General features: G+C 66.0%; 9 protein-coding genes. All 9 read left to right on the top strand.

Annotated elements, in window-relative coordinates; all coding sequences use genetic code 11:
- Positions 1-290 precede the first annotated feature (290 nt).
- The 9 genes from ACTRWB_RS20755 to truB all read left to right on the top strand — a co-directional run bounded on the left by ACTRWB_RS20755 (position 291) and on the right by truB (position 12479).
- Positions 291-1193 (top strand): LysR family transcriptional regulator, encoded by a 903-nt coding sequence (locus ACTRWB_RS20755; protein ID WP_047900515.1) that lies wholly within the window; start codon positions 291-293, stop codon positions 1191-1193.
- A gap of 75 nt (positions 1194-1268) precedes the next feature.
- Positions 1269-2471, top strand: coding sequence for a pyridoxal phosphate-dependent aminotransferase (locus tag ACTRWB_RS20750; RefSeq protein WP_446903100.1), 1203 nt, complete (start codon positions 1269-1271; stop codon positions 2469-2471).
- A 272-nt stretch (positions 2472-2743) separates the two neighbouring features.
- Positions 2744-3790 (top strand): SMC-Scp complex subunit ScpB, encoded by a 1047-nt coding sequence (gene scpB / locus ACTRWB_RS20745; protein WP_446903099.1) that lies wholly within the window; start codon positions 2744-2746, stop codon positions 3788-3790.
- Positions 3791-3850: 60 nt separating this feature from the next.
- Entirely contained in the window at positions 3851-5599 is a 1749-nt protein-coding gene (rluB, locus tag ACTRWB_RS20740) for a 23S rRNA pseudouridine(2605) synthase RluB (protein WP_446903098.1), read from the top strand.
- 458 nt (positions 5600-6057) lie between these two features.
- Complete coding sequence (rimP, locus tag ACTRWB_RS20735; protein ID WP_006752291.1) at positions 6058-6516, top strand: ribosome maturation factor RimP; 459 nt, start codon at positions 6058-6060, stop codon at positions 6514-6516.
- Positions 6516-7991 carry a transcription termination factor NusA gene (gene nusA / locus ACTRWB_RS20730; protein ID WP_048244039.1) on the top strand — a complete coding sequence of 492 codons (1476 nt, stop codon included), beginning with the start codon at positions 6516-6518 and terminating at the stop codon, positions 7989-7991. The genes rimP and nusA overlap by 1 nt, the downstream gene beginning before the upstream one ends.
- A 91-nt stretch (positions 7992-8082) precedes the next feature.
- Complete coding sequence (infB, locus tag ACTRWB_RS20725) at positions 8083-11022, top strand: translation initiation factor IF-2 (protein ID WP_129514397.1); 2940 nt, start codon at positions 8083-8085, stop codon at positions 11020-11022.
- A gap of 112 nt (positions 11023-11134) precedes the next feature.
- On the top strand, positions 11135-11533 hold the full coding sequence (rbfA, locus tag ACTRWB_RS20720) for a 30S ribosome-binding factor RbfA (RefSeq protein ID WP_446903097.1): 399 nt from the start codon (positions 11135-11137) through the stop codon (positions 11531-11533).
- A 13-nt stretch (positions 11534-11546) separates the two neighbouring features.
- Positions 11547-12479, top strand: a complete 933-nt coding sequence (gene truB / locus ACTRWB_RS20715; protein WP_129514399.1) for a tRNA pseudouridine(55) synthase TruB — start codon at positions 11547-11549, stop codon at positions 12477-12479.
- Positions 12480-12501 lie beyond the last annotated feature (22 nt).

Here is a 12501-nt window from a genome sequence, read left to right as displayed (position 1 = left end):
GCCCTGTGCGCCAGGTAATGCACGAAGCGTGCCATGTCGGAGGTGAATCCCTCGAGAGCCGCTTGGCAGCGAGCTAACGGCTAAGTCAGCTAGGGGCGTATAAGACGCCAAAATAACCCGCCAGCAAATCGGGACAATCACCAATCTTGTGCAGTTCGCCCGCACCACGTGCGTTTGCGTAGATATTGCACCGCAGCGAAACATGTGCGGCAGGTGCCGGATTCGTACATCGGCACCGGATTCACGCATTAAAATCGTGCATTGATATCGACGATTGATGAGGTCAGGAGATGAACGTCACGCTGCGCCAGCTTCGCGTATTCATCGAGGTAGCGCGGCTCAAGAGCTTCAGTCGCGCGGGCGACGAGATCGGGCTCACGCAGTCCGCGGTCAGCCGCTGCGTGCGTGAGCTCGAGGCCGAGCTCGGGCTGAAGCTGATCGACCGCACGACGCGCGACGTGCAATTGACCGACGTCGGTGCGAACCTGATCGCGAGCGTGTCGCGCCTGATCGACGATCTCGACGACACGCTGCGCGAGATTCGCGAGATCGGCGAGCAGCGCCGCGGGCGCGTGATCGTCGCGGCAAGCCCGACGATCGCGTGCAGGCTGATGCCGCGCGTGGTTGCATCGTGCGAGCGCCAGTTTCCGTTCGTGACGCTGGGCCTGCGCGACGACGTGCAGAGCGATGTGTTGCGCAAGGTGAAGTCGAGCGAGGTCGATTTCGGCGTCGTGATCGGGCCGCTCACGGTCGCCGATCTCGTCTGCGAACCGCTGATGACCGATTCGTTCTGCCTCGTCGCGCGTGCCGACCATCCGCTCGCGGCACGTGCCGAGGTGCCGTGGACGGCGCTGGACGGCGAGCGCCTCGTGCTGCTCGATCATGCGTCGGGAAGCCGGCCGCTGATCGATGCCGCGCTGGCCGCCCATCACGTCAATGCGACGGTCATGCAGGAGCTCGGGCATTCGGCGACCGTGTTCGGGCTCGTCGAGGCCGGGGTGGGCGTGAGCGTGCAGCCGTGGCTGTCGCTGCCGCTGCCGGCCGGCTCGACACTCGTCGCGCGGCCGCTCACGCCGCGCACCGAGCGCACCGTCGAGCTGGTGCGCCGTCGCGACCGGTCATTGTCGCCCGCGGCGCAGGCGATCTGGGAACTCGTGCGGCAGATGCCGGCGAGGGCGGAAGATCTCGACTGACGTGCCCCGGCGTGCGCCGGCCCGGCTCACAGGCCGGTACACTACGCGGATCGTGTCTCTGGGCGATGGTTCTCGATGACGCATTCCGCAGATTCCTTTCCGGTGACCGGCGAGCCGGCGGCACGTGCCGCGGTGCGCGCGCTGCGTCCGTCGCTGATCCGCGAGGTGGCGAACGCCGGCTTCGGCGTGCCGGACATGCTGCCGTTCTGGTTCGGCGAATCCGATCGCGTGACGCCGGACTTCATCCGCGACGCCGCAGCGGCGGCGCTGCGCGACGGCGCGACCTTCTACACGCACAACCTCGGCACTGCGCCGCTGCGTGACGCGATTGCTGCCTATGTCAGCGCGCGGCATGGTGCGACGGCGGCCGACACGGTGGCCGTGACCAGTTCGGGCGTCAGCGCGCTGATGCTGGCCGCGCAGATGCTGGTCGGGCCGGGCGAACGCGTCGTCGCGGTGACGCCGCTCTGGCCCAATCTCGTCGAGATCCCGAAGATCCTCGGCGCGCAGGTCGAATGCGTGTCGCTCGACTATGGCGATGCGGGCTGGCAGCTCGATGTCGGGCGGCTGCTCGCGGCGCTGACGCCCGATACGCGGATGCTGCTGATCAACTCGCCGAACAATCCGACCGGCTGGACGATGTCGCGCGACGATCAGCAGGCCGTGCTCGCCCATTGCCGCCGTCACGGTATCTGGCTGGTCGCCGACGAGGTGTATGAACGGCTCGCGTTCGGCGCGGGCGGTGCACCGTCGTTCCTCGATATCGCTTCGCGCGACGAGCGGGTCGTTGTCGTGAATTCGTTCTCGAAGGCGTGGGCGATGACGGGCTGGCGGCTGGGCTGGCTGATTGCGCCGGCATCGGTGATGGGCGATCTGTCGAAGCTCGTCGAATACAACACGTCGTGCGCGCCGGGCTTCGTGCAGGCCGCGGGCGAGGTCGCGCTGCGCGACGGCGAGCCGTTCGTACAGTCGTTCGTCTCGGCGCTGCGTGACGCCCGCGATCACCTGGTCGCCGCGCTGCGGACGCTGCCGGGTGTCGAGGTGCCGCCTCCGCCGGGCGCGATGTACGTGTTCCTGCGTTTGCCGGGCGCGGCCGACAGTCTCGCGTTCTGCAAGACGCTGGTGCGCGAAGCGGGGCTCGGTCTTGCGCCCGGGCGTGCATTCGGCCCGGAGGGGGAAGGCTTCGTGCGCTGGTGCTACGCGTGTGATCCGGCACGACTCGACGCGGGCGTCGAGCGGCTGCGCCGGTTCCTCGCGCGCGGCGCGGCCGCCCGCTGAAGCAGGGCCGGAGCGGACGCGGCGCACTGGCGGCGGCCCGCTCGGTCCATCTTTACGCACCGGGCAATTTTGCGTAATATGGCGCTCAGTCACGCGGTTCCGTCGTTGAGCCGTGCTGTTCCGTCCGGTTTGGGCCTGGCCTGAAGTTGGTTCGCCGCCCCCGGTTCGTGCTCCCATCAATATGACCGATCAGAATCGGGCGAGCGCGTCTTCCGTTCATTTCGTCTGTTTGTTGATCCGGTTCGTTTGACCACAGGGTCTGGCCTAGCTGCATGAATACCCAAGAGGCGAAGATCGTCCTCGAGACTGCTTTGATCTGCGCGCAGGAACCGCTGAAGCTCGGCGATTTGCGCAAGCTCTTTGCCGACGGCGTGTCGGCTGACACGGTCCGCACGTTGCTCGAAGATCTGAAACAGGATTGGTCCGGCCGCGGGGTCGAACTGGTGGCGCTGGCGACCGGCTGGCGCTTTCAGAGCAAGCCGGCGATGCGTCACTATCTGGATCGCCTGCATCCCGAGAAGCCGCCGAAATATTCGCGCGCGGTGCTCGAAACGCTCGCGATCATCGCGTACCGGCAGCCCGTCACGCGCGGCGACATCGAAGAGATTCGCGGCGTGACGGTCAATACGCAGGTGGTCAAGCAGCTCGAGGATCGCGGCTGGATCGAGGTGATCGGTCATCGTGACGTGCCGGGACGCCCGGCGTTGTACGCGACGACCAAGCAGTTCCTCGACGATCTCGGCCTGAAGGCGCTCGACGACCTGCCCGCGCTCGAAGAGCCGGCCGCGAACATCGAGGCCGCGCTGCTTGCGCAGCAGGCAATCGACTTCGAGGGTGACGTGCCGGTTGCCGACGACGCAACGGACGACGTGCCGCAAGCGCAGGCGGAAGAGGTGTCCGCCGGCCGATCGGCCGAATTGCCGGGCGATGGCGTGACGGACGTCGCGACGACGCAGGAAATCCCGAGCCGCGATACGCTTGATGCTGATCGCGGGCAAACGGAACAAATGGAACAAGCGGAACAGGTTGGTGCCGAAGCAGCGCCGACCGGTGCGCAGCCCGAGCCGCTGCGCGCGGATTGGAGCGAGGAAGATCGCAAGCCGGCCGCCGAAACGGCTGCCGGAGACGGAGCGGAAGCGGCCGGCGACATGCCCGGCGAGGCTGTTCAGGCCGACGCGTCCCGTTCCCGTCCCGCGGACTGCGAGATGCTGGACGACACGTCCGACAGTCTCGCGGATGCCGTACGAAGCGCCAGTGCGCCCATCGGCGCCGACGCGCTGCCGGACGACGAAGCAGAACCCGAACAGCGTCGCGCCTGAACGCGGCCAACTTCTTGCCGCGCCCGCGCCGGGCGCGAGACCTGACATTTTGAGGTTGTTTTGACAGATATCCACGATATTGAATCGTCCGCGCCTGCCGTGCAGGCAGCGCGTGCCGACGATGCACCGGAGCAGGACGCTTCGGCCGCGGGTGGCGACGACCGTCCCCGCCGCGGTCTGCGGCGAGGCCCGCGCAGCCTGATCGCGCGCCGTCGCGCGGCGGCCAAGTCGAAGGGCGCCGAAGACGAGTCGCAGGGCGGTGAAGGCGCGGATGCGCAGCCGGCCGAGGCCGCCGAAGCGCAGCCGGCGCGTGCGCCGCGCAAGGAAGGTGCGGCCAAGGGCGGTCGCAAGCCCGCCGCTGGCAAGCGCGAAGGCGCGGCCAAGGGCGGCCAGGGTCGACGCGGTGGTGCACCGAAGGCTGAAGGTGGCCCGGTGAAGGCGGAAGGCGATGCGTCCCAGGACGAACTGTTCGCCTACGTGACGTCGCCGGCGTTCGATGCGGACAACTCCGCGGGCGGCAGCGGCGTGCGTGCGCCGATGCTGCGTCGCGGCCGCAGCCAGCCGGCCAACAAGCGCGTGCTGTCGCCGGACGACGATGCGCCGAAGCTTCACAAGGTGCTGGCGGAAGCGGGCATGGGCTCGCGCCGCGAAATGGAAGAACTGATCGTCGCCGGCCGTGTGTCGGTGAACGGCGAGCCCGCGCACATCGGTCAGCGCATCATGCCGACCGACCAGGTGCGGATCAACGGCAAGCCGGTCAAGCGCAAGCTGCCGAACAAGCCGCCGCGCGTGCTGCTGTACCACAAGCCCACGGGCGAGATCGTCAGCCATGCGGATCCGGAAGGCCGTCCGTCGGTGTTCGACCGCCTGCCGCCGATGAAGACGGCGAAATGGCTGGCGGTGGGTCGCCTCGACTTCAATACCGAAGGTCTGCTGATGCTGACGACTTCGGGTGACCTTGCGAACCGCTTCATGCATCCGCGCTACAGCGTGGAGCGCGAGTACGCGGTGCGGGTTGTCGGCGAGCTCACCGAAGGCAATCGGCAAAAGCTGCTGCACGGCGTCGAGCTGGATGATGGTCCGGCCAACTTCCTGCGTATCCGCGACGGCGGTGGCGAAGGCACGAATCACTGGTATCACGTCGCGCTGGCCGAAGGCCGCAACCGCGAAGTGCGCCGGATGTTCGAGGCGGCCGGCCTGATGGTGAGCCGGCTGATCCGTACGCGTCACGGCCCGATCCCGCTGCCGCGCGGCCTGAAGCGCGGCCGCTGGGAGGAGCTCGACGACGCGCAGGTGCGCAAGCTGATGGCGACCGTCGGCCTGAAGGCGCCGTCCGAGGAGAAGGGCAAGCGCGGCGGTGCCGGTCCGGCCGAGCGTCGTCAGCCTGATCCGATGGAGACGTCGATGGGGTTCATCAGCCGTGAGCCGGTATTGACGACGCACGGCCAGCTCGACCAGCCGCGTCGCGGCGGCGGTCGGCGCGGCGGGCCGGGCCTGCCGGGCCTGAGCGGCTACGGCAGCCTGCCGGTTGCGCCGTCGGGCTATGGCAACCGTGCTGGCGGCGCCCGCGATGGCAACCGCTCGGGCGGTGGCGGCCGAGATGGGAACCGCGCTGGCGGCGGCCGTGATGTCGATGGCAACCGCGCGTCATACGGCGCAGGCCCCAAGCGTGAGAGCACGGGCCCCAAGCGCGGTGGTCCCAAGGGTGGCAATCGCAATCCGAACGGCAATCGCCCCGAAGGCGGCGGCAACAGCGGCGGCCCGCGTGGCGGCCAGCGTCCGCAACGCAGCCGCACGCGCAGCCGCTGAGCGTTCGGGCACGCGGCGGCGCAAGGCCGCCGGCGTGCCGGCACGATCGGCATCCGTCCGGTTTTGTCGGCACGACGCATTGCGTTAATTGCTTTCGACTGTATATATGTGCCGCGTGCCGCTGGATGGCCGCCGGCATGGCCGATTTCCGGCGCGGCAGGATGGCGCCGGGCGATCGGGCAGTCCGATTTCGCATTTTTGGTCCGTAAAGGCAGGCGACGCGCTGCTTTTACCGGCTGGCTTGGCGTTTGCGCCAAAAATCGCTATAATCGCGGAGTCGCTGGGCGTACGGATTCAATGTGCGGCTCAGGTGCGACCACCAGTAAGAAGATGGGCGTTCCGCCCATTTTTTTTTGCTGAAACGGTTAGGCATCTCGGGTAGCGCTTCCTGCGCCGGCTAAGGCGCGCGCCCGCGGGTGTAATCGCGAGCGGCGGGCGCGAACACCTGAGAGGACACTGTGCAACTGACGGAACTGATAGAAACCACGGTCACCGGGCTCGGCTACGAGCTGGTGGATCTCGAGCGCACCGGGCGCGGCATGCTTTGCATCTATATCGATCAGCTTGCCGGCATCTCGCTCGAAGATTGCGAAAAGGTCACGCGTCAGCTCCAGCACGTCTTGACGGTCGAAAACATCGATTACGAACGGCTCGAAGTCTCGTCCCCGGGACTCGACCGCCCGTTGAAGAAGCTGGCCGACTTCGAGCGCTTCGCTGGCAGCGAAGTTTCCGTGACCTTGAAAAAGCCGCTGGACGGGCGCAAGACGTACCGGGGCATTCTGCACGCGCCGAATGGCGAAACGATCGGTTTGGAATTTGAAGGGAAGAAGGGCGAGGCGGCCATGCTGGATTTCACGCTGGCCGATATCGATAAAGCCCGCCTGATTCCGCAAGTTGACTTTAGGAGCCGCAAATAATGAGTCGCGAAGTGTTGATGCTGGTGGATGCGCTGGCGCGCGAGAAAAACGTCGAAAAGGATGTGGTGCTGGGCGCCCTCGAGGCTGCGCTCGCGTCCGCGTCCAAGAAGCTGTTCGACGAAGGCGCCGAAATCCGCGTCCATATCGATCGCGAAAGCGGCGAGCACGAAACCTTCCGTCGCTGGCTCGTCGTGCCCGACGAGGCAGGCTTGCAGGAGCCGGATCGCGAGATCCTGCTGTTCGAAGCACGTGAGCAGAAGCCCGACGTCGAAGTCGGCGAATATGTCGAGGAACCCGTGCCGTCGATCGAGTTCGGCCGCATCGGCGCGCAGGCCGCGAAGCAGGTGATCCTGCAGAAGGTGCGCGACGCGGAGCGCGAGCAGATCCTGAACGATTACCTCGAGCGCGGCGAAAAGATCATGACGGGTACGGTGAAGCGCCTCGACAAGGGCAACTTCATCGTCGAATCGGGCCGTGTCGAGGCGCTGCTGCGCCGCGATCAGCTGATCCCGAAGGAAAACCTGCGCGTGGGCGACCGCGTGCGTGCGTACATCGCGAAGGTCGACCGCACCGCGCGCGGCCCGCAGATCGAGTTGTCGCGTACGGCACCCGAGTTCCTGATGAAGCTGTTCGAGATGGAAGTGCCGGAAATCGAGCAGGGCCTGCTCGAAATCAAGGCGGCGGCCCGTGACCCGGGCGTGCGCGCGAAGATCGGCGTCATCGCATACGACAAGCGGATCGATCCGATCGGCACCTGCGTCGGCATCCGCGGCTCCCGCGTGCAGGCCGTGCGCAACGAGCTCGGTGGCGAAAACATCGACATCGTGCTATGGTCGGAGGATCCCGCCCAGTTCGTGATCGGCGCGCTCGCGCCGGCAGCCGTCCAGTCGATCGTCGTCGATGAAGAAAAGCACTCGATGGACGTGGTCGTCGACGAGAACGAGTTGGCTGTCGCGATTGGCCGCAGCGGTCAGAACGTTCGCCTTGCCGGCGAACTGACCGGCTGGCAGATCAACATCATGACGCCGGACGAATCCGCCCTGAAGCAGGGTGAAGAGCGCGACCGGCTGCGTGCGCTGTTCATGGCGCGTCTCGACGTCGACGAAGAAGTTGCCGACATCCTGATCGACGAAGGCTTCACGAGCCTCGAAGAAATCGCTTACGTGCCGCTCAACGAAATGCTCGAAATCGAAGCGTTCGACGAGGACACCGTGCATGAACTGCGCAACCGCGCACGCGACGCGCTGTTGACGATGGCCATCGCGAACGAAGAAAAGGTCGAGAACGCAGCGCTGGATCTCAAGAGCCTCGACGGCATCACGCCGGAGTTGCTTGCGAAGCTGGCCGAACACGGCATGCAGACGCGAGACGATCTCGCCGAGCTGGCTGTGGATGAACTGGTCGACATGACCGGGATGGAAGAGGATGCCGCTAAGGCGTTGATCATGAAAGCACGTGAACATTGGTTCCAGTGAGAAATGACCATGGCGCACTGATTTGATGGCGGCCGTATGGCCTGACCCGATGCTAACAGCAAGGAATCGGTCCTTGCACTAAGAGGAATGAATGGCGAGTAACAACGTAGCCCAATTTGCCGCGGAACTGAAAATGCCTGCTGGTGTGCTGCTCGAACAGCTGCAGGCAGCGGGCGTCCAGAAAGCGAGTGAAGACGATGTGCTGTCCGAGACGGACAAGGCGCGTCTGCTCGATCATTTGCGCAAGTCGCATGGCGCAACCGACGGCGATAAGCGCAAGATCACGCTGACCCGCAAGCATACGTCGGAGATCAAGCAATCTGACGCGACGGGCAAGGCTCGCACCATTCAGGTCGAGGTCCGCAAGAAGCGTACGTTCGTCAAGCGCGACGACGTGAGCGAGGGTGCGGAACAGGGTCAGGCGCAGGTCGCCGAAGCGGACGACGATGCGGAACTGAAGCGTCGCGAGGAAGAAGCGCGCCGCGAGGCCGAACTGCTCGAGAAGCAGGCGCAGGAGTTGCGCGAACGCCAGGAACGTCTGGAGCGCGAAGAAGCCGAGCGCCGCGCCCGCGAAGAAGCGGCCGAAGCCGAGCGCCGTCGCGCCGAGGAAGAAGCTGCGGCGAAGCGTGCCGCGGCCGAAGCCGCTGCGGCACAGCAGCAGGCGGCAGCGCAGCAGCAGGCCGCCGCGGCCGAGCAGGAAGCACCGGGTGCGCAGTCCGCGCAGGACGAAGCGCGCGTGGCCGCCGAAGCGCGTGCGGCTGCCGAACGTGCGGCGCAGCGCGAAGCGGCGAAGAAGGCCGAGGATGCTGCCCGTGAGGCGGCGGACAAGGCGCGCGCCGAGCAGGAAGAGATCAGCAAGCGCCGTGCGGCCGCCGAGGCCGAAGCGCGTGCGATCCGTGAAATGATGAACACGCCGCGCAAGGCCGTGGTCAAGGCAGTCGAGCCGCCGAAGCCGGTCGAGCCGCCGAAGCCGGCCGAAGCGAAGGGCACGCTGCACAAGCCGGCGAAGCCGGAAGGTGCGCAGGCGCGTCCGGCGGTGAAGAAGCCGGCCGGCGCAGCACCGGCAACGACGCAGGCACCGGCAGGCGCGGGCGATCGCAACAAGAAGCCGGGCGCTGGCAAGGGCGGCTGGCAGGACGACGCGGCGAAGCGTCGCGGCATCAAGACGCGCGGCGATTCGAGCGGCGGCGTCGACCGCGGCTGGCGCGGCGGCCCGAAGGGTCGCGGTCGTCACCAGGACAGCGCATCGTCGTTCCAGGCGCCGACCGAACCGATCGTCCGTGAAGTGCACGTGCCGGAAACCGTTTCGGTTGCCGATCTCGCGCACAAGATGTCGATCAAGGCCTCGGAAGTCATCAAGGTGATGATGAAGATGGGCCAGATGGTCACGATCAACCAGGTGCTGGACCAGGAAACGGCGATGATCGTCGTCGAGGAACTGGGTCACCGCGCGGTTGCCGCGAAGCTGGACGATCCGGAAGCGCTGCTCGTCGAAGGCGAAGCGACCACCGATGCGGAGCAACTGCCGCGTCCGCCGGTCGTCACGGTGATGGGTCACGTCGACCACGGCAAGACCTCGCTGCTCGACCACATTCGCCGCGCGAAGGTTGCGGCGGGCGAAGCGGGCGGCATTACGCAGCACATCGGCGCTTATCACGTCGACACGCCGCGCGGCGTCATCACGTTCCTCGATACGCCGGGCCACGAAGCGTTCACGGCAATGCGTGCACGCGGCGCGAAGGCGACCGACATCGTCGTGCTGGTGGTGGCGGCCGACGACGGCGTGATGCCGCAGACGAAGGAAGCAATTGCCCACGCGAAGGCGGGTGGCGTGCCGATCGTCGTCGCGATCAACAAGATCGACAAGCCGGAAGCAAATCCGGATCGCGTGAAGCAGGAACTGGTCACGGAAGGCGTCGTGCCGGAAGAATACGGTGGCGATTCGCCGTTCGTGCCGGTGTCGGCGAAGACGGGTGCGGGCATCGACGATCTGCTCGAGAACGTGCTGCTGCAGGCCGAAGTGCTGGAACTGAAGGCACCGGTCGAAGCACCGGCCAAGGGTATCGTGATCGAAGCGAAGCTCGACAAGGGTAAAGGCCCGGTCGCGACGATCCTCGTGCAGTCCGGTACGCTGAATCGTGGCGACATCGTGCTCGCGGGCTCGGCCTACGGCCGCGTGCGTGCGATGCTCGACGAGAACGGCAAGCCGACGAAGGAAGCCGGCCCGTCGATCCCGGTCGAAATCCAGGGGCTGTCGGAAGTGCCGGGCGCGGGCGAGGAAGTGATCGTGCTGCCGGACGAGCGCAAGGCGCGTGAAATCGCACTGTTCCGTCAGGGCAAGTTCCGTGACGTGAAGCTCGCGAAGCAGCAGGCCGCGAAGCTGGAAAGCATGCTCGAGCAGATGGGCGAAGGCGAAGTGCAGAACCTGCCGCTTATTGTCAAGGCCGACGTGCAGGGTTCGCAGGAAGCACTCGTGCAGTCGCTGCTCAAGCTGTCGACCGACGAAGTGCGCGTGCAGATCGTGCACGGCGCGGTGGGTGGCATCAGCGAAAACGACGTCAACCTTGCAACGGCATCGAAGGCAGTCATCATCGGCTTCAACACGCGTGCAGATGCGCAGGCGCGCAAGCTCGCGGAAGCCAATGGCGTCGATATCCGCTACTACAACATCATCTATGACGCAGTGGATGAGGTGAAGGCGGCGATGTCGGGCATGCTGGCACCGGAGAAGCGCGAGATCATCACCGGTACGGTCGAGGTGCGCCAGGTGTTCAAGGTGCCGAAGATCGGCGCGGTCGCAGGCTGTATGGTCACGGACGGTATCGTCAAGCGCTCGTCGTCGGTTCGCGTGCTGCGCAACAACGTCGTGATCTTCACGGGCGAACTCGAATCGCTGAAGCGCTTCAAGGACGACGTGAAGGAAGTCAAGCAAGGCTTCGAGTGCGGCATGTCGGTGAAGAACTTCAACGACATCGTGGAAGGCGATCAGTTCGAAGTCTTCGAAGTGACCGAAGTCGCGCGTACGCTGTAATCGTCGCGTATCGGCTCATGGGCGGGGCAGGCTTGGGCTTGTCCCGCCCATTTTTCATGGCGGCCCGCCAAAGGCGGCCGCATTATCCTGATAAACGAATCAGGGATCGATCATGTCCAGGAAACGTACTTCCCCCAATCGCAACGTTCAGATCGCCGATCAGATTCAGCGCGATCTGTCCGAACTCATCATGCGTGAGGTCAAAGACCCGCGCATTGGCATCGTCACCATCCAGAGCGTGGAACTCACGCCGGACTACGCGCACGCGAAGATCTACTTCACGGCGCTGACCGGCGATCCGGTCAAGACGCAGGAAGCGCTGAACCACGCATCGGGTCACTTGCACAACCTGCTGTTCAAGCGCCTGCACATCCATACGGTGCCGACGCTGCATTTCCACTACGACCAGACGATCGAGAAGGCCGTGGAAATGTCGCGCCTGATCAAGGAAGCGAACTCGACGCGCGCGAAGGACGACGACGAGGCCGACGCACCCATCAAGGACGATTGAGCGCGACCGGCCTATGACGACTGCAGCACCCCAACGTCCGCGCGTGCCCCGGCGCGCGCTGGATGGCGTCCTCCTGCTCGACAAGCCGGTCGGCCTGTCGAGCAACGATGCGCTGATTCGCGCGAAGCGTCTGCTGCTCGCGAAGAAAGCCGGTCATACCGGCACGCTCGATCCGCTGGCTTCGGGCCTGTTGCCGCTGTGCTTCGGCGAGGCGACGAAGTTCTCTCAGGACTTGCTCGACGCCGACAAGACCTACGAAGCGACGATGCGTCTCGGCTTGCGCACGACCACCGGCGATGCGGAAGGTGAAGTGATCGACACGCGGCCCGTCGAATGCGACCGCGCGGCGGTGGAAGCGGCGCTCGTGCGCTTTACCGGCGGAATCGTGCAGGTGCCGCCGATGTATTCGGCGCTCAAGCGCGATGGCAAGCCGCTGTACGAATATGCGCGCGCGGGCCAGACCGTCGAGCGCGAAGGGCGCAACGTGACGATCCATGCGCTCGACCTGCTCGCCTGCGAGCTGCCCGACGTGACGTTTCGCGTGACCTGCAGCAAGGGCACCTATGTGCGCACGCTGGCGGAGGATATCGGCGAGGCGCTGGGTTGCGGTGCGCATCTGACGATGCTGCGTCGCACGGGTGTCGGTGCGCTGACGCTCGAGCATGCGGTGACGCTCGATGCGCTGTCGGACGCCGACGAATCGGCGCGCGATGCATGGCTCCAGCCGGTCGATGCATTGCTGTCCACGTTTCCGTCGGTTCGGCTCGACGACGCGGGTGCGAAGCGGTTCCTGCACGGCCAGCGTCTGCCGCTGTCGGAACTTGCGCAGATCGATGCGGCCGAGGGCGAGCGCGTGCGCGTCTACGACGCAACGCGGCTGCTCGGCGTGGCGCGCAAGGCGAACGGTGTGCTCGCACCGGAACGGCTCGTCGTGACCGCTGCATGACCAGGCGGCGCGAGCGCGCCGT

The organism is Burkholderia sp. YIM B11467, from assembly GCF_052952715.1.
This window is presented reverse-complemented; position numbering and strand designations above follow the sequence as displayed.

What these genes read in the sequence shown, in the direction of transcription:
- ACTRWB_RS20755 (WP_047900515.1), top strand. Translation starts at nt 291, where the DNA reads ATGAACGTCACGCTGCGCCAGCTTCGCGTATTCATCGAGGTAGCGCGG.
- ACTRWB_RS20750 (WP_446903100.1), top strand. Translation starts at nt 1,269, where the DNA reads ATGACGCATTCCGCAGATTCCTTTCCGGTGACCGGCGAGCCGGCGGCA.
- scpB (WP_446903099.1), top strand. Translation starts at nt 2,744, where the DNA reads ATGAATACCCAAGAGGCGAAGATCGTCCTCGAGACTGCTTTGATCTGC.
- nusA (WP_048244039.1), top strand. Translation starts at nt 6,516, where the DNA reads ATGAGTCGCGAAGTGTTGATGCTGGTGGATGCGCTGGCGCGCGAGAAA.
- infB (WP_129514397.1), top strand. Translation starts at nt 8,083, where the DNA reads ATGGCGAGTAACAACGTAGCCCAATTTGCCGCGGAACTGAAAATGCCT.
- rbfA (WP_446903097.1), top strand. Translation starts at nt 11,135, where the DNA reads ATGTCCAGGAAACGTACTTCCCCCAATCGCAACGTTCAGATCGCCGAT.
- truB (WP_129514399.1), top strand. Translation starts at nt 11,547, where the DNA reads ATGACGACTGCAGCACCCCAACGTCCGCGCGTGCCCCGGCGCGCGCTG.